The 18,164-nt window shown below is 68.5% G+C and carries 20 protein-coding genes; 5 read left to right on the top strand and 15 right to left on the bottom strand.

The genetic code is table 11. The features are described 5' to 3' along the window. A complete protein-coding gene (locus NA3_RS28670; protein WP_062966879.1) occupies positions 1 to 1,188 on the bottom strand; it encodes an AI-2E family transporter in 1,188 nt (395 codons plus the stop codon). A gap of 69 nt (positions 1,189 to 1,257) precedes the next feature. After that, positions 1,258 to 2,277, bottom strand: a complete 1,020-nt coding sequence (locus NA3_RS28665) for an alpha/beta hydrolase (RefSeq protein WP_084491971.1) — start codon at positions 2,275 to 2,277, stop codon at positions 1,258 to 1,260. Between the two features lie 302 nt (positions 2,278 to 2,579). Here NA3_RS28665 and NA3_RS28660 point away from each other — a divergent pair, with 302 nt between their 5' ends. Next, positions 2,580 to 3,620, top strand: coding sequence for an alpha/beta hydrolase (locus NA3_RS28660; protein WP_062966877.1), 1,041 nt, complete (start codon positions 2,580 to 2,582; stop codon positions 3,618 to 3,620). Between the two features lie 13 nt (positions 3,621 to 3,633). On the opposite strand, the gene NA3_RS28655 is transcribed toward NA3_RS28660, so the two are convergent. After that, positions 3,634 to 4,227: a dihydrofolate reductase family protein gene (locus NA3_RS28655; RefSeq protein ID WP_062966875.1), complete on the bottom strand. Its 594-nt coding sequence runs from the start codon at positions 4,225 to 4,227 to the stop codon at positions 3,634 to 3,636. A gap of 26 nt (positions 4,228 to 4,253) precedes the next feature. Next, positions 4,254 to 5,063 carry a metalloregulator ArsR/SmtB family transcription factor gene (locus NA3_RS28650; protein ID WP_062966873.1) on the bottom strand — a complete coding sequence of 270 codons (810 nt, stop codon included), beginning with the start codon at positions 5,061 to 5,063 and terminating at the stop codon, positions 4,254 to 4,256. 115 nt (positions 5,064 to 5,178) lie between these two features. Here NA3_RS28650 and NA3_RS28645 point away from each other — a divergent pair, with 115 nt between their 5' ends. Beyond that, positions 5,179 to 5,568, top strand: a complete 390-nt coding sequence (locus tag NA3_RS28645) for a GFA family protein (protein ID WP_062966871.1) — start codon at positions 5,179 to 5,181, stop codon at positions 5,566 to 5,568. A gap of 85 nt (positions 5,569 to 5,653) precedes the next feature. Here NA3_RS28645 and NA3_RS28640 read toward each other — a convergent pair whose 3' ends face one another. The 3 genes from NA3_RS28640 to NA3_RS28630 form a co-directional block, all read right to left on the bottom strand. Next, complete coding sequence (locus NA3_RS28640; protein ID WP_227995282.1) at positions 5,654 to 6,253, bottom strand: GrpB family protein; 600 nt, start codon at positions 6,251 to 6,253, stop codon at positions 5,654 to 5,656. A gap of 102 nt (positions 6,254 to 6,355) precedes the next feature. Continuing rightward, complete coding sequence (locus tag NA3_RS28635) at positions 6,356 to 6,967, bottom strand: zinc-binding dehydrogenase (protein WP_062966866.1); 612 nt, start codon at positions 6,965 to 6,967, stop codon at positions 6,356 to 6,358. Between the two features lie 65 nt (positions 6,968 to 7,032). Then, positions 7,033 to 7,320 carry a hypothetical protein gene (locus NA3_RS28630; RefSeq protein ID WP_157126604.1) on the bottom strand — a complete coding sequence of 96 codons (288 nt, stop codon included), beginning with the start codon at positions 7,318 to 7,320 and terminating at the stop codon, positions 7,033 to 7,035. A gap of 300 nt (positions 7,321 to 7,620) precedes the next feature. Between NA3_RS28630 and NA3_RS28625 the strand changes: the two genes are divergently transcribed. Further along, positions 7,621 to 8,310, top strand: a complete 690-nt coding sequence (locus NA3_RS28625) for a hypothetical protein (protein WP_062966862.1) — start codon at positions 7,621 to 7,623, stop codon at positions 8,308 to 8,310. A 1-nt stretch (position 8,311) separates the two neighbouring features. Here NA3_RS28625 and NA3_RS28620 read toward each other — a convergent pair whose 3' ends face one another. The 4 genes from NA3_RS28620 to NA3_RS28605 all read right to left on the bottom strand — a co-directional run bounded on the left by NA3_RS28620 (position 8,312) and on the right by NA3_RS28605 (position 12,133). Next, positions 8,312 to 9,694, bottom strand: coding sequence for a wax ester/triacylglycerol synthase domain-containing protein (locus NA3_RS28620; protein WP_167355058.1), 1,383 nt, complete (start codon positions 9,692 to 9,694; stop codon positions 8,312 to 8,314). Continuing rightward, positions 9,691 to 10,281 carry a hypothetical protein gene (locus NA3_RS37820; RefSeq protein ID WP_062966859.1) on the bottom strand — a complete coding sequence of 197 codons (591 nt, stop codon included), beginning with the start codon at positions 10,279 to 10,281 and terminating at the stop codon, positions 9,691 to 9,693. Before NA3_RS37820 ends, NA3_RS28620 begins: the two co-directional genes overlap by 4 nt. Positions 10,282 to 10,467: 186 nt before the next feature. Further along, the gene (locus NA3_RS28610) at positions 10,468 to 11,334 is read right to left on the bottom strand and encodes an alpha/beta fold hydrolase (RefSeq protein ID WP_062966857.1); all 867 of its coding nucleotides are present in this window, start codon (positions 11,332 to 11,334) and stop codon (positions 10,468 to 10,470) included. A 4-nt stretch (positions 11,335 to 11,338) separates the two neighbouring features. Continuing rightward, positions 11,339 to 12,133, bottom strand: a complete 795-nt coding sequence (locus tag NA3_RS28605) for a dienelactone hydrolase family protein (RefSeq protein ID WP_062966855.1) — start codon at positions 12,131 to 12,133, stop codon at positions 11,339 to 11,341. Between the two features lie 169 nt (positions 12,134 to 12,302). Between NA3_RS28605 and NA3_RS28600 the strand changes: the two genes are divergently transcribed. Together NA3_RS28600 and NA3_RS28595 are read left to right on the top strand one after the other, a co-directional pair. Next, positions 12,303 to 13,283, top strand: coding sequence for a helix-turn-helix transcriptional regulator (locus NA3_RS28600; RefSeq protein WP_062967093.1), 981 nt, complete (start codon positions 12,303 to 12,305; stop codon positions 13,281 to 13,283). A 57-nt stretch (positions 13,284 to 13,340) separates the two neighbouring features. Continuing rightward, positions 13,341 to 13,967, top strand: a complete 627-nt coding sequence (locus NA3_RS28595; RefSeq protein WP_062966853.1) for a hypothetical protein — start codon at positions 13,341 to 13,343, stop codon at positions 13,965 to 13,967. 49 nt (positions 13,968 to 14,016) lie between these two features. Here the strand turns inward: NA3_RS28595 and NA3_RS28590 are convergent, their stop codons facing one another. The 4 genes from NA3_RS28590 to NA3_RS28575 form a co-directional block, all read right to left on the bottom strand. Then, entirely contained in the window at positions 14,017 to 15,009 is a 993-nt protein-coding gene (locus tag NA3_RS28590) for a M56 family metallopeptidase (protein WP_062966851.1), read from the bottom strand. Further along, positions 15,006 to 15,404: a BlaI/MecI/CopY family transcriptional regulator gene (locus NA3_RS28585; RefSeq protein WP_062966849.1), complete on the bottom strand. Its 399-nt coding sequence runs from the start codon at positions 15,402 to 15,404 to the stop codon at positions 15,006 to 15,008. The genes NA3_RS28590 and NA3_RS28585 overlap by 4 nt, the downstream gene beginning before the upstream one ends. Positions 15,405 to 15,511: 107 nt before the next feature. Then, positions 15,512 to 16,258: a DUF8020 domain-containing protein gene (locus NA3_RS28580; RefSeq protein ID WP_062966848.1), complete on the bottom strand. Its 747-nt coding sequence runs from the start codon at positions 16,256 to 16,258 to the stop codon at positions 15,512 to 15,514. Positions 16,259 to 16,658: 400 nt separating this feature from the next. Continuing rightward, a complete protein-coding gene (locus NA3_RS28575; protein ID WP_372464232.1) occupies positions 16,659 to 18,119 on the bottom strand; it encodes an NHL repeat-containing protein in 1,461 nt (486 codons plus the stop codon). Positions 18,120 to 18,164 lie beyond the last annotated feature (45 nt).

The following is an 18,164-nucleotide window of genomic DNA, read 5'->3' as shown; positions in this document are numbered from 1 at the left end:
TTACGCGCCGGAATCGGCCGGTGGCCGATCGGTGGTGCCGTCCAGGTGCGGATACACCACCTCCTGCACGATGAGCAGGACCGCGGCGGCGCACGGGATCGCCAGCAGTGCGCCGAGGACGCCGAGCAGGGCGCCGCCCAGGATGATCGCCACCACCGTGACCACCGCCGGCACCCGGACGGTGCGGTCCATGATGCGCGGAACGAGCAGATAGTCCTCGAGCAGCCGCATCGCGAGGAAGAATCCCGCCGTGGCGATGCTGACCGGCAGTGAGACGGTCAGCGCCACGGCGGTGATGATCAGCCCGGCGACGGTCGAGCCGACCAGCGGCACCAGATCCAGCAGGGCCACCAGCACCGACAGGATCAGCGGGTACGGCACCGCGAACACCGTCAGCCAGACGAATGTGGCGATCGCGGTGATCAGCGAGATCAGCAGATTGCCCAGGACGTATCCGCCGACCTTGGCGAAGATGGCATCGCCGAGCAGGATGGCACGGGGTCGGCGCGACTGCGGGAAGAACCGGTACAGGCTGTGCCGGATCCGCGGGAAGTTCGCCGAGAAGTAGATGGTCAGCACCGCCACGATCAACGCGCTGGCCAGCGCGCCGAAGACGCGCTCACCGGCGCCGAGCAGACCGTGGCGCAGCGAGGGATTGTCGGTGAGGCCGTGTGCGAGTTCCTGATCCAGGTGCAGCCGCTGCGACCACGATCGGATCAGAGGGTACTGGTTCTCCAGGTCGTGCAGCTGGTCGGTGGCGTGATCGACCAAGTCGCCGCCCTGGGTGACGAGCGGTGTGATCGCCGCGGCCAGGAATCCGGCGATGAGCAGTGTGGCACAGCCGAATACGACGGCCACGGCCGCCCAGCGGGGCAGCCGATGCCGAGTCAGCCAGGCGACCAGTGGCTCGATCCCGATCGCCAGGAACAGTGCGACGCCCACCAGCACCAGGGCCTGTCGTGCGGTCGACAGCATGTCCACGATGCCGATCGCGAGGAGGACACCGAGGCCGCCGGTCACGCCGATCACGAACGGGGAATTGCGGTTGAACCGGGGGCCGGGCCGCCCGTGCGGGTGCTGCGCGCCGGCCGATTCGGAGGCCGCGCGTTCGGCTGCCGCGATCGGCTCCGGGACCGCCGGCTCGCCCTGTGGGCCGCGTTCGGCGTCCGAATCGGCGGTACTACCCATTCTTGGCAGCGTAGCGCCCGCGCGCCGTGCCCGGGCCGGACCGGGGCAGCGCGCCGAACTCGGGTGGGTTCACAGTCCCAGTGCCCGGGCGAACATCGGCCAGCTCCGGTGCAGGTCCTCCTGCCAGTAGCCCCAGGAATGGGTGCCGGTGGGACGCATGTCGACGGTGGCGGGGATGGCCAGCTCGGTGAGCCGGCTGTGGAGTTCGCGGGTGCAGCGGACCGCGCCGGTTTCCAGAGCGCCGCCGATCAGGATCTGATCGGCCAATTTCGCTGGGCTGGACCGGATTCCGGGACCGTCGAGGGTGTCGAGAGGTCCGGGCAGCCCGGTGCCGGTGGAGACGTAGATCGCGGTGCCGCGCAAGCGGTCCGCGTGCAGATACGGGTCGTTGGCCGCCCACGCCGGGTCCGTCGGCGGGCCCCACATGTTCACCGTACTGCCCCTACCGCCGCCCACGACCGCGTCGACGATGAGCTGACCCGCAGGATCGCTGGTGCGCGCGCAGCCCGAATACGACCCGATCGCCCGGTACAAGCCCGGGGCGGCCAGTGCCAGCTGAAATACCGAGGTGCCGGCCATGGATATTCCGATGATCGCGTTGGTGCCGTTTCCGCCGAAACCGGAATCGATGATCGGTGGTAGTTCCTCGGTCAAGAACGTCGTCCACCGCTGCCTGCCGAGGACCGGGTCGTCGGCGCGCCAGTCGGTGAAGTAACTGCTCGCTCCGCCGAACGGCACCACCACATTCACCTGTTTGCCGGCGAAGAATTCGGCGATATCGGTCCGGTTGATCCAGTTTCCGTCGGCGCCGCCGTCGATACCGTTCAACAAGTACACGGTGGGTGCCGGTCGCGAGCGGTCCGGCGCCGGAAGCACTTCCAGCCGGATCGGAGTGTTCATCGCCGCGGAGTGGACGGTGACCGTGAGGGCGCGTGGTGAACCGGGCGCTGCCGTCGTCAGGACGGACCCGTCGGTGGAGGGCTGGGCGTCCGTCAGGGCTCGAGCGGCCGAAATAGAAGCGGGCGCAGTCGGATCGGGTGCGGCAGGGGGTTGTGCGGTGGCCGTGCCGCAGGCGAGCCCGGCCGTCATCGACAGAGCGGCGGCCAGTCGCGCAGAGGTGCGGCAGATGCCGTGCAACACAGCAGGATTCACGCGCCGCCTTTCCTGGGTCCGACACCGGGGAGCCGCTCACGCCGACGATAGGCCGCAGCGGTGCTGCCCGGCAATCACACCGCACCGGCTTTGGCCCGTATGCCAGCGCGGGCGCGCCCGGTCTGGTAATGGCCACAAATTCCGTGTCATCGGATGGCGGGGGAGTGGCCGGCGTCGTTGACTGTGGTCGGCCGTCGGGGAGTCGTGCCGCGAACACATGTCGAGATCGGAGTGCGAGGATGGTCAGCCGTCCGCGGAGAATGCGCATCGTCCGTGCCGTCGCGCTGCTGTCGGCGGTGATCACCGTGGCGGCCGCGATCACCGCCTCGAACGATCGCGCGACCGCCGAGCCCGACGATCCGGCGGCGGTCACCGCACCCGACGGATCACACATCAGCGAGATTCACCGGCGCGACGACCGGGTCCTCGATATCGGCGTGTACTCGGCGGCGATGCGCAATGTGACTCGCGTACAACTGATTCGCGCCGCCGACCCGGACCGGCCGGCGCCGACGCTGTATCTGCTCAACGGCGCCAACGGCGGCATCAGCGACGGCAGCTGGTCCGATCGCACCGATATCGCCGGATTCTTCGCCGACAAGCAGGTGAATGTGGTGGTGCCGTTCGGCGGCGCCAGCAGTTACTTCACCGATTGGCGCGCCGACGATCCGGTGCTGGGCAGGCAGCGGTGGCGCACCTTCCTGACCAAGGAACTGCCGCCCATCATCGATTCCGGTTTCGGCGGTACCGGGGTGAACGCGATCGCGGGAATCTCGATGGCGGGTACCTCGGTATTCCAGCTGGCGCTGGCCGCCCCCGGTTTGTACAAGGCGGTCGGCTCGTATTCCGGATGTGTGCGCACCAGCGACCCGCAGGGGCAGTTGATCGTCGACGCCGTGGTCGGAAATCGGATGGGAAACACGGTGAACATGTGGGGGCCACCGACGGACCCGGCGTGGGCGGCCAACGACCCCTATCTGCACGCGGATCGCTTGCGCGGCACCGCGATCTACGTCTCCACCGGTACCGGGATCCCGGGTCCGCTCGATACGTTCGAGGGCGCGCACAACGACGCGACGCAGCTCGCCTACCAACTGGTCTTCGGTGCGGCGCTCGAAGGCGTCACGAATATCTGCACCCATCAGCTGCACGATCGCCTGCAACAACTCGGTGTGCCCGCGACCTTCGACTTCCGGCCGACCGGCACCCACTCCTGGGGCTACTGGCAGGAGGACCTGCACACCTCGTGGCCGCTGTTCGCCGACGCCCTCGGGGCGTGAGGGCGCAACCCGGTCAGCGCACGCGGTCGTAGACGACGGCCATCTCGCCCAGTGCTCCCGTTTCCTGGTGGGACAGTGACCATGTCGTCGCCGGCAGGCCGTCGTCGAACAGGCGCGGTCCGCCACCGGCGATCTCGGGGCAGACGATGAGGTAGAGGCGGTCGAGCAGATCGGCGGCGAGCAGATCCTTGATGACGCTCGCGCTGCTGTTGACGAGGATGTCGCCGGTGCCGGTGCTGCGCAGATCGGCGATCACGTCGGCGGCCGGGGCGTTGACGATGCGGGTGCGATCCCACGGCGCGTCGGTCAGTGTCCGGGACAGCACCACCTTCTCCGTATCGACCAGCCATTTCGCATAGCCGCGGTCGCGCGGGTCGGCGGTGTCGTCGGTGGCGACCGAGGGCCAGAAGCCGAGGAAACCCTCCGCGTTGAGCCGGCCGAGCACCGCCGTCGTGGCGTTCTCCCGCATCCGGGTGAGGTGGTCGCGCGCGACCTCGGTGGTCGCATAGCGCACGATCGGACCCATATCGGCGGGGCCGCCGGGACCGTGGTACCGGCCGTCGAGGGTGATGCTGAGGTTGGCGGTCACTCTGCGGGTGTCGCTCATGGTGGGCTCCTTTGTTGTTCGTCCGGTTATTCGGTGGATGTCGCGGCGCCGACGGCGTCGGCGAGGTTGTCGAGGACTGTGGCCCAACCGGTTTCGATTCCGGCGATGAAGGCGGCCGCCTCGACGGTCGTTTCCGTGATGGTCAGTGCCAGGTGCAGCCGGGTGCCCCCGGCGCTCTCGCTGAGGGTGAGGCTGTAGCGGCCGGTGAAAGCCACCGCGCCCGCGGCATCCAGAACGGACAGGTCGAAGGCGAGGCGCTCGTCCTTCTCCGCTGCCAGCACGCGCCCCTGCGAGCGATAGCGCTGCCCTTCGGGGTCGCGATAGTCCAGTACGGCTCGGCCGCCGGAGACGGGTTCGAGCACGCATTCGGTGATGCGCATCGGCGCCGGGGCCCACCAGGCCGCCAGCAGATCGGGTTCGACCCAGTGCCGCCAGACGGTGGCACGCGGCGCGGACAGTGAGCGCTCGAAGCTGAACGTCCGCCCGTCCGCCCACCGATCCTGTTGTGCCGCAGCGATTTCCGTCTCGATCGCCGCGCGGTATCGGGCAACCACATCCCGCTCGCCGGCATGCGCCTCGGCCGTCTCCACAATCTCGCCGAGTCGCCGAGCCAGCTCGCGCAGCGGTCCCGCCTCCAGCGCGTACACCCGTCGCTGCCCCAACGGAAAGACCGCCACCACCCCCGCCCGCGCCAGCGTCTGCAGATGTTTGGTCGTCTGCGGCTGCCGCAACCCGGTCGCCTCCGCCAACTCGCCCACCGACCGAGGCCGCTCGGCCAGCAGTTCGACGATCCGCCACCGCGAACCGTCGCCCAAGGCGGAGAAGATCTGATCCATGAGGAAAGTATTCACTTCGAAGAATATTCCTGTCAAGGAATATCTTGTCCGCGTCTTTCCGAGGTGTTGCGCCCCGGTCTGTCGGACCTGTCTCGTAGGGTCGTTCGGAACCGGCATGGTGTCGGGCGCGGGAAGGGGCGATATGGACGGCGGCTGTCTCTGCGGCAACATCCGGTTCTCCGCGATGGGCGACCCGGACTTTCCTCACCTGTGCTCGTGCGAACACTGTCAGCGGCTCTCGGGCGCCCCGGTGATGGCGTGGGTGTCCTTCCCGGAGAAGGGATTCGAGTGGACCGGTCCGGGCGGTGAGCCGACCTGGTTCGAGACGTTCCCGCAGATCTGCCGCGGGTTCTGTCCGAAGTGCGGTTCCTCGGTCGCGTCCAAGGGTGACGAAGCGGGCTTGGTGGGCGTCACGATCACGGCGTTGGACGATCATTCCGGGCTGATTCCGGTCAAGCAGAGCTTTGCCCACAACGCCGTGCCGTGGATGGCGCCGCTGAGCTGAGACGTCGCTCTGCTGCGAACAGGCCATCCGAGCTGTCCCGGCAGCTACCGATCGACGTGCGAAACCGGGCCTTGTTCGTTCCGCTTCATTCCCGATCGGCGTGCTCGAAGGCTCGGCCGTAGATTTCGTCGATGATCGGATTCTTGGCCAGGTTGTAGTCGGCCGGGGTAGCAACGGTTTTCGCGACGATAGTGCGTTTGGCGGCTTCGTAGAGGTCCCGATCGCTGGCGTGGGTGCGTAGCCAGTCCCGGAAGATCAGATGCCGGATGTGCTCGGGCGCGTTCGGGCTGAAGACGTGCAGGTTCACCGCCGGGCCGGTGCGGGTGAGCATACGGTGCTGGTGCCAGAAGGGCTCCCGCAGAACCAGGCGGAAACCGGCGCGTTCCAGGTGGGGTACGTAGCTGGCCTCGGCCGCGGAGTCGGCCACGATGAGGTCGATGTCGATGATCGGTTTGGCGGCCAGGCCGGGGACTGCGGTGCTGCCGACATGCTCGATGGTGATCCTTTGGCCGGCAAGGACTTCCCGGATTGTTTCGGCCTGCTCGTCGAACATTCGTGGCCAGTTCGGGTCGTAAGGAACGAGAACGATGGGTTCTATCGCCGGGCGGCTCCCTCCCACCCATGCGGCGGCCATCTGTTCCGGGGTACTGCGCAACCGTTGGGTGATCTCGGGCGGAAACGGCACGGTAGACACACCTCCTGAATACCGGACGGCAAGCTTACGATCATCTACCCGCTTAGGCGGTCTCGGCCCCGCGCGGCCGACAGCGAGTTCGAAGATCGTCTGTCAGATGGTGGCCACGATTTTGCCGATGTGTTTGCCCTCTTCCAGGTAGTGGTGGGCGGCGACGATGTCGTCGAGGGGGAACACCGTGTCGATCGTGGGTTGCACTGCGCCGGTGCGGATTCCGGCGTCGAGGAAGGCGGCGATGCGGTGGACCGCCGCCGGATCGAGGGTGTGCTCGAAGCTCATGTACCGGATCATCGTGATCGGGGCGGCGGGGAACGGTGCGGGCCTGGGGTCGAGCCAGCCGACCGTGACCAGGGTGCCGCTGAACGGTTTTGCCGCGTTCGCCAGTTCCGCCAGGCCGGGGCCCATGACGGAATCCAGGATGATGTCGGCGCCGGCGCCGGCGGTGTGCCGGTGCGTGGCCTCGACGAGATCGTCGTGGTCGGTGACGATGACTGCGGCGGCGCCGGCTGCCAGCAGGGTGTCCTGCTTGGCGGTATGGCGGGTGACGGCGAGGGGGATTGCGCCGATCTGATTGGCGATCTGGATGGCGGCCAGTCCAACAGCGCTGGACGCCGCGGTGATCAGAACATGGATCTGCTCGCCACCGGCGACCGCGACCGGGTCCAGGATGCTGCCGAAAGCTTCCTGAGCACCCTCGAAAGTCAACCACGGCCCGCTCCGACACCCGGCGGAGGCGCTTAGCGGCGCATGTGGATTCGCCCGCCGGGCGGTCAGATCTCGGTTTCGTGGAGGCGAGCGGCGTGGTGCGACAGCCGCTGGGTGAAGGTTTCCGCCCATGCCGCCGCGGCCGATTCCTCCGCGGGCTCGCCATGGCGACGCCGAGCCGGTGGACCTGCCGGGGTTTCGCGGCTTCGGATGCCGGGGCGGGCCTGCATGGCCAGGATCCGCGCGCCCCACGCCAGGTAGGCAGGCACGCTCATGCCGGCGGCCTCGGCGGCCTGCTGCAGGGTGAGCCACTCGTCCTCGCTCACCGTGACCAGGATTTCCCTGTTGCCCATACCCATCCACGGTAGACCGGGAATCAGCCGCGTCGTGAACAAGTCCACGTACAGGTTGTCCTGCGCTACGGATCTCGGTCCGAATACGGGAGATGGTGCTCCCTGTGATGGCGGGATCCGTCAATTCCGCGACAGGGCAGTGGCTTCCGAAGAGAAGCACTCCGCGCAGGCAGCGATCAGCGCGCGTCGGAGATCGAGGACGCGTCGTGTGCCGAGTCGTCGACCGAGGTCTCGGGTCCGCTCGAACGGTATGACGTTCGGCCCTGGTGGCTTGCCTGCGCGGTGTCGCATGGTTGTCGTATGACCGGTGTGCACGAGATCACGGGTGCCGCGGCAGTGGGCATAGCGGCTGCGGTGGCCTACCGGCGCCTTCTGGCGCCTCGACTGATGACGTGGGGTGCGACCGATGACGAAGTTGCCGGCCCCTTTCCTGGTCGTGACCTTGTCCCCGAGGGCGAGCGGGGAGCAACCATGGCCGTGACCATCGAGGCGGCCGCGGAGCAGGTATGGCCGTGGCTGGTTCAAATGGGTTGGGACCGCGGAGGCTTCTATTCCTGGGACCTCTTCGACAACGCGGGCCGTCCCAGCGCACGGGAGGTTCACCCGGAGTGGCAGGGTCTCGGCGTCGGGGACCGTCTGAAGTGCCTCGGTCTCGCCTCTTATGCGGTGGTGACCCTTGAACCGAACCGATTCTTGGGGCTCTACTGGCTAGCCGATCTCCGGGGACAGTTGCTCGATCCGAGCCGGCCGCGGCCCTCGGCCTACATGGAGGGGCTGTGGGGCTTTCGCCTGACCGAGCTGCCTGGCCGACGCACCCGACTGGTCATCGGCGGCTACCAAGCCGCCCGCCCCCGGTGGTTCGAGCGGTTGATGTACGACTGGGCCTTTCCCGTAGTGGTGTGGATCATGCAGGCGCGCATGCTGGCCGTGCTGAAGCGCAACATCGAGCGGACGGCCGCATCCACGGAACGTCCTTCTCCGAGAGGGTGATTCACGGCCGGGTGTGCGCAAGGCGGGTGAAGGTTGCGTGTAGTGCGCGGGTGAGGGTGTCTTGCTCGGGGAGGATGTCGGGGTCGGCGATGGTGTCGACTGTGAGGGTGCCCGCGTAGGACAGCACCGCGAAGGTGACGCCGACGTTTCCCGGTGTCGCTACCAGTGGCAGGAGCGCGTCGATCCGGTGGCCCGCCAGGTGCAGGGCCGTGCCGGGGCCGCGCAGGTTCGTTTCGAAGGTATGCACCAGTCGTTGATGGTCGATGAACAGCCGGAACAAGCCGAAGCGATGAAGCAGCCGGAATGCCAACCCCAGCGGCCTCGCCGAGCTCGCCCGGGTCGACGATCCTCGCGCGGCGGTGGTCGCGGTGACGATCGCGGTAAGCCGAGCCGGATCATCGGTGATGGCCGGCACCGCCAGCGGGCGCACGCCGGTGTCGTTGCCGAGATCGCTCACGGTGGCGGTACGGCGCCCGGAGACCGGAATCGACATCACCAGCCGGTGCGGTCGTTCCCCGCGCCCGTCCAGGATCTCGAGCAGGGCACCGGTGACCGCGGCGAGGACGACATCGTTGACGGTGCCCCCGAACCGGTGTGCGGTGGCGGCCACCTCGTTCAGCGCCACGGCGGTCGATGCCAGTCTGCGGCGGTGTGTGGTGGGCCGGATCAGCGAGATCCGTTCGGCCGGAGGCAGTAAGGGCGCCCCGAAGGTCAATTCCCGCAGTCCCGCACGGCCACGCCGAAGACCGGCCGCAAGCGAGCCGATCGCGTGCAGCTTCGCCAGTGTCGCGTCCACCGCAAGTTCCCGGATGCTCGGCGCTGGGCGTGGAAAGCGCGCGACGGCTGCGTGGTCGCCTTCGTCGGCCAGGGCAGTCAGGACGGCCAGACTGCCGAGGCCGTCCGCGAGCACGTGATGCAGGACGACGACGAGTGCGGCACGGCCGGTTCCGGTCACCGAATACGCCTGCCACAGTGGAAGATCGGGTGCGAACGGACGGCACAGCAGGTCGGCGGCGATATCGAACAGTGCCCGGCGAGTGCCTGGTTGCGGCCACCCCAGATGTGTCAGATGCCGATCCACCGAAAACGTCGGATCGTCGACCCAGATCGGCCGGCCGCAGCCGAAAGGGGTGCGGCGCAGTGCCTGCCGCAGACGCGGGACATGCGGGACACGTTCGTGCAGCAACGCGCGGACTTCGGCCGGAGTCGGCCCCGCACCGTCGAAGATCAGAATTGCGCCGAGGTTCATCGGCACCGAGGCATGGTCTGCGGCCAGCACCGTCAGGTCCGCCGGCCCGGCTCGGTCGATCCGGCCTCCGCGTGAACTGTCGGCGTGCGATCGGAATCCGCCGGCTCGCAACGACTGTCGGTCGATATCCATCATCCCCGTGTTTCCGCATCCGTAGCGATCGTGCGCAACGTGGCCCGCATTATGTGCGCCACGAACGGGCGGATCAACCACCAGTACCGCAGAAATCGCCGCCGCGATACCGGATCGGTGGTGACGGTGCGAACCTCGTAGCCGAGCAGGCTGGCATGCTCGCCATAACCGGTGACGGTGAAGTTCGCCGCGATCTTCCCCCAACCCGGCTCGGTGAAGCCGGCGAAGTCCGCCCGTGGTACGTCGCGCCATTCGATATCCGGCCGCCAGAACTTGCCGACCGCACCGAACGCGATCTCACGCCCCGGTATCTCGCCGAGCAGCAGCCAGCCCGGCAGCCCGACGCCCTCACCCACCACCAGTCGCCGCGGAGTGGGGACGGCCCGGCCGCTCCAGCGAGCGGGCAGCCCCCGAATCCACATCGAGACCGTCGTCAGCGGCGTACGCACGCTCAGCAAATCCAGACCGCGTGCCGCCTGGTAGGTCGCACGCGGATCAGCGTGCACCACCAGATGCTCGATCAGGCCGGCGTCGAAGGCCGGCACCGCGGACTCGATCAGCATGGGGCCGACACCGGATCCCGTCGTCATAGATCCATCATCGGCACAGCTCCGTAAATGCCCCAGGGCCGAAGGTAACCTCGCCCCGAGACCTTGGGAGGAGATATCCGACCTATCGTTCTCCCCAGCGGTCCAGGACATCCGATATTGCCGCGTCCGGGGCCGCCGCGGCGAGATCGCGTGATCGTAAAGCGCTCGCCGTGAACGGTTTCCGGATCAGCGGTGCGCGTCGAGTACCTCTCGCAGTCGCTTCGCGAAAGCCTCCGGCCGGCCCGCGTAGCTGGCGTCTCCGCCGACGAAACCGCTGTGGTGACTGGGGAAGACGGTGGGCTGTTGGCCGAGGAGGGCGGCTGTCGCGGCCGCGGTGCGGGCGGTCAGGACGCCTGCCGACTCCTCGCCGACGGCGATGAGGACATGGGTGGGTGCTGCGGTCAGGGCGGCGACGTCGGGCTCGTAGCCGCTGACCGGCCAGGACCGGTCCGAGACCAGCGGGTCGTCGCGGGAGCCGTCGTCTTCGGTGGGCATTCCGAACTGGGCCGGGTCGGGGGCGGGCAGGGCAAAGAACTCCTCGGTGAATTCGCCCTGCCACGATGCCATCGCGATGAAGGCGGCCATCCCCGCGCCGAACCCCTTGGCCTCGTAGATATCTCGCACGGCGATCTGTGCGCGGCGGGCCGCTTCCGCGTCGGGCAACACCGGCAGGATCGGCGGTTCGTGCGCGACGAGTGTGGTCACGTCGCCGGGGTGGGCGGCCACCAGGGCCAGTGCGGTCACGGCTCCGCCGCTGCTGGCGAAGATTTCCACCGGACCACCGATCTCCTCGATGAGCGCGTGCAGATCCTCGGCCTGCACGACGGGCGAATGGTCGACGCGCCCGTCCTTGCGCACGCTGCGTCCCAGTCCGCGCGGGTCGTAGGTGATCACCGTGCGGTCGGGGAAGTAGGAGGCGAGGGTCGCGAAACCGTCGGCCGTCATCGGCTGGCCGACCATGAGCAGCGGCGCGCGCCCGTCGGCGGTCGGCAGCGGACCGCGGACGTCGTAGGTGAGCTCGGCCTCGGGGGTGCTGAGGATCTGTGTCTGCATGCTCCTAAGACGGGGTGGGCGCCGGAAAATCATCGGTCACCGACCCCAGTGTCGTGGCGAACAGCTCGGTCACGCGCTGCCAGGAATCGGCCGCGGCAACCGCGTCGTGCACCGGCCGTCCGGCGAAGAAGTAGGCGTGCTGCGCACCGGGATAGACGACCAGTTCGTACTCCGCTCCTGCCTGCGCGAGCGCGGTATCGATGGCCGTGCGCTGTTCGGCGTCGATCACGTGGTCACGTTCGGCCAGCAGGATCAGCAGGCGGGTGCCGCGTTCTGCGATCGACGAGGTGTGGGCCAGCAGCGGGTCCGGAATGCTCAGCGCGGTACCGGCGACCGGCAGCCAGCCGGGGTAGAAGATCGCCGCGGCGGCCAGCTCCAGCCGGGTCGCGGCGAAGTAGGTGATGTGCCCGCCGAGGCTGAAGCCGAGGGCGCCGGTGGTGTCGCCGCCTTCACCCTCCGCGCGGGCGAAGGCCACGGCCGCCCGCAGATCCGCCTCCACACCGTCGCGGGTGAGGTTGCCGAGCAGCTCGAAGGCCCGCGCCCGGTTCTCATCGGATTCGGCCAGGCCGGCGGCGGTCTCGGGACCACACCGGTGATACAGGTTCGCGACCACCGTCACATAACCCAGCGCGGCCACCCGGTCGGTTACCGCCCGCACCTCGGCGGTCAGACCCCACAATTCGGCGCCGACCAGCACCACCGGCAACCGGCCGCTGCGCACCGGCCGCGCCAGATAGACCGCCATCGGTGATCCGTCCACCTCGACCTCGGCATGCTGGCCCAGAATTTCCTCGGTCATTCCCGCCTCCGCTGTGCCGTGACCTGCCGATCAGGTTGCGGCACAGGCATTCTGCCGCAGATCGATCGCTGTCCCCAGCGCTGAACCGGGCGACGTGGCGGACCACGCGCTCGGCAGGCCTCGTGCATAACGGTCGGGAACTGTCCTAGTTCCGCGTCAGAATGGGGTGGTGACCGATACGACGCAGCGCCTGCTCACCCTCCTGTCGTTGCTGCAGACACCGCGCGAGTGGTCGGGCAGCGAGCTCGCGCAGCGACTGGGCGTCAGTCCCCGCACCGTGCGGCGCGATATCGATCGGCTGCGCGAACTCGACTATCCGGTGCAGGCGACGATGGGTGTGTACGGCGGATACCGGCTGGCCGCGGGGACGGCGATGCCGCCGCTGCTGCTCGACGACCACGAGGCGGTGTCCACCGCGATCGGGCTGCGCACCGTCGCCGCGCATGCGCTGCCCGGTGCGGACGAGGCGGCGGTGCGAGCGCTGGCCAAACTCGAACAGGTGCTCCCGACCCGGCTGCGGGCCCGGGTGCGCTCGGTGAGCGCCGCTACCGAAACCCTTGCCGCCGAATCGGATTCGCCAGTCGACACCGCCGTGCTGACGGTGCTGGCGGCCGCGATCGGAGGGCGGGAACAACTGCGGTTCGGCTACCGCTCGAACTCCGGTGCGCGGACCCGGCGACTGGTCGACCCGCATCGTCTGGTCGCCGCGGGACAGCGCTGGTATCTGGTCGCCTTCGATCGCGAGCGCGACGATTGGCGGATCTTTCGGATCGATCGCATCGAGAATCCGCAGCCGATCGGATTGCGCACCGAGGCACGGCAATTGCCCGCCGAGGATGCGGCCACCTACGTTCGCGATTCGTTGTATTCGCTGGCACCGGTGTACCGCGCGGAGGTCACCGTGTTCGCCCCGGCGGACGATATCCGCGCCGCCGCGGGTGCGCTCGGCGAGGTCGAGGAAGTCGACGAACACAGCTGCCGGCTGCGCACCGAGGCCGACACCATGCAGTGGCTGGTCTTCCGGCTGCTGCGGCTCGGCCACGACTTCCGCGTCGACTCCCCGCCCGAGGTCGCCGACCATATCCGCGAACTCGGCGCCCGTTTGCAGCGCGCCGCACCCACGCACTCGGGGGTGAAAAAGCTACGGTGACCGGATATATCGCAATATCTCAGCAAGCTGTACCGGAAAACTCGAGGAGAACTGGTTATGCGTCGACTGAGTGTCACCCATCGTCTCACCGCGGCCGCGGCGGCGGCCGCGGCGGCCGCCGCGGTCTTCGCCGGTCCCGTCGCGGCGGAACCGGCCGCGGTGGACTGGTCCGCGGCGACCGCCCATCTGCGTGCGGCGGCGGCCGGTAATCCGGCCGCCGAACAGGCGATCGATCGGCTGCTCGCTGCGGGGCCGACCGTCGAGCAGGCGGCGCTGCCCGCCCAGCCGTTCCAGATTCCGGCCCAATCCGACATCGGGCGCGGCACCGGCCCCGGCGTCTACGGGTCCGGAATCGCGTTGAACTACGACGGCTTCCGCCTCGGCTTCTTCGGCGGCCCGGGCACCATCGCCCCGAATCAGAGCGGGGCGAGCCTGCAGGTCGTCTGGTACAACCTGTCGAACGGGCGCAGCGGCACCCAAACGCTGATCGAACACACCGACGTGCCGGTGGACACCACCATCCGCACCCCGGTCTTCGATCCGGGGGCGGGCATGGTGGTGGCCGCGGTGTACGGGACGCTGTGGCACCGGTGGCCGGTCCCGGTTTCCGACGCCAACCCCGACGGTTTCCAGTACCAGCTGGGCACGATCTCCGTTCCGTCGTTCGGCGCAATCTACAACTGAACGACCCTGCGCGGGGACCGGTTTCGAGTGGACCGGTCCCCGCGCCGTGTCAGTGGACGAAGGGCAGACAGCCCGCCATCCCGAAATGCACCAAAAGATATCCGGAGGCCGGCGCCGCGGCGACCACTGCCGCGAACAGCGCGAGCGGAAGTCCGCGGCCGGCCCGGCCGGCGCGCGACTCGGCGCGCACCAGCCGGTGCACCCGGTCGGCGACGGCGAGCGTGCTGGTGCCCAGCGCGGTATCCGGGAGCAGCGAGCGGATCTCGGCGTCGCCGGTGGCTCCGGACAGCGTGAGCAGCGCGGTGAGTACGGCGGTGCGGCTGTGACGACCGGCCGCGCGGTCGTCGGCGCACATTTCCAGCAGCCGGGCGATGCGGTCGTCGGCGGCCGCGAACAGCGGAATGCGCGGCAGGGTGGTGGCCAGCGCCCGGGTCGACGCCCGGATCAGATGGTGCCGCCCGGCCAGGTGCGCGTCCTCGTGGGCGAGAACCGCCGCCAGCTGCGGACGGTCCAGCGCGGCCACCGCGGCGCTGGTCACCACGACCGTCCCCGGTCGCCCCGCGACACAGTAGGCCGCTCGCTGCGGCGCATCGATGACCACCGCCGCGGCCGTGCCTGCGTCGTCCAGCCGCCGCCCGACCAGCGATGCCGAGCGGGCGTGCCGGGCGCTGCTGCGTCCCGCGCGCACCACGGCACCGATCACCCGCACTCCCCGCACGGCGACGAACCCGATCACCGCGAGTGCCGAGATCAGCGCGGCGAACTGCGCGACCGGACCGTGGCTGCCGTCGGCGGCAGTGTGCACGGCCACCCAGCAGTCGTCGAACAGGTGGGCCATCGGCAGATCCCAGGTGTGGGCGACCTGCACGGTGAGGGCCACGGCAGCAGCGGCCCAGGCGCCGAGGACGGCGGCGATCGCGGTGAGCCAGGCAACCACCCCGAGCGCGGGGACGCTGCCGTGCGCGGTGAGCCGGGTCAGGATCGGCGGTCCGAGCACGCAGACCAGTGCCGAATACCCCAGCAGGCACAGCGCGAGGGTCACTCGGCGACCTCGGTGCCCGGCTGTTCGGTGCGGGCGTTCCGGGTTTTCATGCGGCGCAGCACCTTGCGCAGTGCGGCGGTGTCGTCGTCGGAGATCTGCTCGACGAAGTGGGCGAGTACCAGATCGGAGCGGCCGCCGCCGAGCGCCTCGCGCATCAGCTGGGCGCTGTACTGTTCGCGGCTCAGGCGCGCTCGATAGCGATAGGCCTTGCCCTCGCGTTCGCGTTCCAGCCAGCCCTTGCGGTGCAGATTGTCCATGGTGGTCATGACCGTGGTGTAGGCGATTTCCCGGCTGCGCAGCAGGTCCTCGAACACGGTCCGCACGGTGATGGTGTCGGGAGCGGACCAGATGCGGTCCATCACCACCGCCTCCAGATCCCCGAAACGATGTGCCATCGCACCTCTCCACCATCGACTACGTACCGGGATAGTACCCATTCTCGGCCCCCGGGAACGGCTGTGGCCCCGCCGGAACGACGGGGCCACAGGGGAGGAGAGCCGGTTCAGGAAGCGGCCGGAGCAGGTGCGTTGAGGGTGTTGTACATCTGCACCGCGCTGGCGATACCGACCGGGATGCCGATGATGGCGGCACCGAGCAGCGGGCCGACCGTCGCACCGAGTCCGGCGCCGACCAGGCAGCCGGCGGGGCCGGTGCCCAGGAAGAACGCCGGCACCAGCGCGGCACCGATCGTCGCGCCGAGGACGCATCCGGTGACACCGCCCACCAGGCCGCCGGCGAGGCTGCCGATACCGGTCGCCAGCCCGAACTGGGTGGCGGCCACGCTCAGGGCGGAGTTGAACTCGTCCTGCGTGTAGATCGGCTGGGCGGAGGTGACCGGTTGTTCGACGGCGGCCGGCTGGGGCGCCGGCAGCTCGGCGGCCGCCTGCTGGGTCTCCGGCAGCGAGGCGGGTGCGGTGGCGGCCTGCTCGGCCTTGGGCGAGGTGGCCAGGGCGGTACCGGCGACGAGAGCGCCGCTGCCGTCCTTGACCTGGAACTGGGTGCCCACCGTGGTGAGCGAGCCCAGTCCGGTCTGAATGCTCACCGAGCCGTCCTGCATGTTGCTGGAGTAGCGCACGCCGGGAAGGATGTCGGTGGTCAGTGTGAACGGGTCGGCGGCGATCGGTGCGCCGACGGCGGGGGCCGCGGGCGTGCCGGTGGCGGCGTTGGCAGTGGTGGCGGTGGTGGCTACGGCACCGGTCACCATCAAAGCTATGGTCGCGCCGGAGACCAAACGGGTGGTCTTGTTCATCGGATCCTCATCGTGGTCGATCGGATAAGGCGGCGAGCGGCCGGGAATTCCAGGGGAAGAATTGCCGAATTATCCGCTGCCGGTGCGAAATCCGGATTATCCGGATCGCGCGAACTGAGATTAACGACTACCAACCCGGCGTAAAGGTGTGACGCAGAAACGTTTACGGTTGAGAAATGTTGCTAACCAAGCAGATACAGCTGCGTAATAAGCATTTAACGTGAGAACCGAATGGGACGAGTGGATTCCGGACGCTGCTGCGGCTATACGACTATGTACGTACGCATTTAGTAGAGGGTCGCGTGCATCGAACGGTTACAGTAGCAACCTTCGAGCGACCCGGAAAACGCACAGGGGCGAGACCGGTAGCGGTCTCGCCCCTGTGCAGCCGAAATCTCGTTCAGCTCGGTGTGATGCGGAACAGCCCGGTCGTGGTGCCCTGGTATTGCACGCGTCCCGGCGCGATCGTGCCGACCATCTGCAGGGTGTCGTGCACGGTGCTGGTGCCGATCAACCGGCTGGAATTCTCCGTGCCGGTTTCCGCGTCGATCACGACGAGGTGATAGGTGTCGATCACCGCTCCGGCGCTGCCGGTATCGATGCCGGCGATCTGATTCTTGCGGGCGACCGTGTAGATCTTGCCGTCCGCCAGGGAAAGCCGGGGGACCGCAGCGGATTTCACATCACTGGTCCATTTCCGGGTGCAGCCGTTACCGTCGGCATTCACATCGATGCGGACCATGCCGCCGGTGAAGTCGGCTTTGTCCGGCTCGCTCGGCCCGGCGTTGTCCGGGAGCGCCGGATACGGATAGCCGTAGGTGCTCGCCACGAAGACGCTGTTGCCCGAGCCGATCGGCGAGTTCTCGGTGCCGTCCACCGCGGGTATCGAGCAGACCGGGCGGCCGGTGCGGGTGTCGTAGACGAGCAGATTCTCCTGCGGCACCGCGTTATCGGTGATCGCCAGATAGTCGGTACCGTCGCGCGGTCCGAAGAAGGTCGGACTGGCCCCGCTGCCCCAGCTGAGCTGCCCGGGCTTGCGCGCCGGACCGCGATCGTAGGACTGCCGCCACACCTGGTGCGGAGCACCCGACGCGTCCGCGGTGAACAGGTAGGTGGCATGATCGGTGGTGACCGCGGTGCCCTCCGGGGCGGTCGAGATGCTGTTGTCGACGTGCTCGCCGGGCAGCGTGACCGATTGCGCGGCACCGGTTTTCGGGTCGACCGCGCCCACCGCGCCGTTGGCGGTGGCGAACCACACCCGGCCGTCGCGATCGGGCATCAGCGAGGCGACGCTGTCGCAGCCGTTCCCGCCGCAGTGACCGGTCACCGCGGCGCCGAGGGGAGTCGAGGAGGCGATGGCCAGCTTCCAGCCGTCGCCCTCCTTCGTATGCGCGATCCGCACCAGATTGTCGTCACCGTCGACCATGACCATGCGGTCGGCATTGTCCAGATAGGCGTACACCCCGCCCAGCAGTCCGCCCTTGGGCAGCGACAGCGACGTGAGCGGCTGACCGCTGTTCGGGTCGAGCAGGAATATCTTGGGCGAACGGTCGGTGACGGTGGTGCACAACGCCTGCGGCATGCCGTCGGCGCCCTGCAGAATGGTCGGGCACGCGGCGGCCAGTTCCCGGAACTGTGCGTTGACCGCGCCGGTACCGACGCCCGGCAGCGGAGTGCTGTCGGAGGATTCGGCATCGCCGTGCATGGTGGCGGTGCCGACCGGCCCGAGATACGGATCGACCGGAGGGGGTGGGCCGAACGCGGCGTTCGCGGTTCCCGCGCCGATGGTCAGTATCGCCGCCGCGGCGGCCGCGATCGAGGTGATCGCGCCCTCGATAAAGCCCTTACGTCGCACAAGCACTCCTCGATATGATTATTCGTATCGAATGATTCAATTATTCGTATC

Origin of the sequence: Nocardia africana NBRC 100379 (assembly GCF_001612635.1) — a bacterium.
Classification (GTDB): Bacteria; Actinomycetota; Actinomycetes; order Mycobacteriales; family Mycobacteriaceae; genus Nocardia; species Nocardia africana.
This window is presented reverse-complemented; position numbering and strand designations above follow the sequence as displayed.

Bases quoted from the DNA above. Each gene is read 5' to 3' on its own strand.
- NA3_RS28605 (WP_062966855.1), bottom strand. From the start codon at position 12,133: ATGACCGAGGAAATTCTGGGCCAGCATGCCGAGGTCGAGGTGGACGGA.
- NA3_RS28620 (WP_167355058.1), bottom strand. From the start codon at position 9,694: ATGATGGATATCGACCGACAGTCGTTGCGAGCCGGCGGATTCCGATCG.
- NA3_RS28660 (WP_062966877.1), top strand. From the start codon at position 2,580: ATGGTCAGCCGTCCGCGGAGAATGCGCATCGTCCGTGCCGTCGCGCTG.
- NA3_RS28655 (WP_062966875.1), bottom strand. From the start codon at position 4,227: ATGAGCGACACCCGCAGAGTGACCGCCAACCTCAGCATCACCCTCGAC.
- NA3_RS28610 (WP_062966857.1), bottom strand. From the start codon at position 11,334: ATGCAGACACAGATCCTCAGCACCCCCGAGGCCGAGCTCACCTACGAC.
- NA3_RS28585 (WP_062966849.1), bottom strand. From the start codon at position 15,404: ATGGCACATCGTTTCGGGGATCTGGAGGCGGTGGTGATGGACCGCATC.
- NA3_RS28665 (WP_084491971.1), bottom strand. From the start codon at position 2,277: ATGACGGCCGGGCTCGCCTGCGGCACGGCCACCGCACAACCCCCTGCC.
- NA3_RS28595 (WP_062966853.1), top strand. From the start codon at position 13,341: ATGCGTCGACTGAGTGTCACCCATCGTCTCACCGCGGCCGCGGCGGCG.
- NA3_RS28650 (WP_062966873.1), bottom strand. From the start codon at position 5,063: ATGGATCAGATCTTCTCCGCCTTGGGCGACGGTTCGCGGTGGCGGATC.
- NA3_RS28580 (WP_062966848.1), bottom strand. From the start codon at position 16,258: ATGAACAAGACCACCCGTTTGGTCTCCGGCGCGACCATAGCTTTGATG.
- NA3_RS28630 (WP_157126604.1), bottom strand. From the start codon at position 7,320: ATGGGCAACAGGGAAATCCTGGTCACGGTGAGCGAGGACGAGTGGCTC.
- NA3_RS37820 (WP_062966859.1), bottom strand. From the start codon at position 10,281: ATGACGACGGGATCCGGTGTCGGCCCCATGCTGATCGAGTCCGCGGTG.
- NA3_RS28645 (WP_062966871.1), top strand. From the start codon at position 5,179: ATGGTGTCGGGCGCGGGAAGGGGCGATATGGACGGCGGCTGTCTCTGC.
- NA3_RS28625 (WP_062966862.1), top strand. From the start codon at position 7,621: ATGACCGGTGTGCACGAGATCACGGGTGCCGCGGCAGTGGGCATAGCG.
- NA3_RS28670 (WP_062966879.1), bottom strand. From the start codon at position 1,188: ATGGGTAGTACCGCCGATTCGGACGCCGAACGCGGCCCACAGGGCGAG.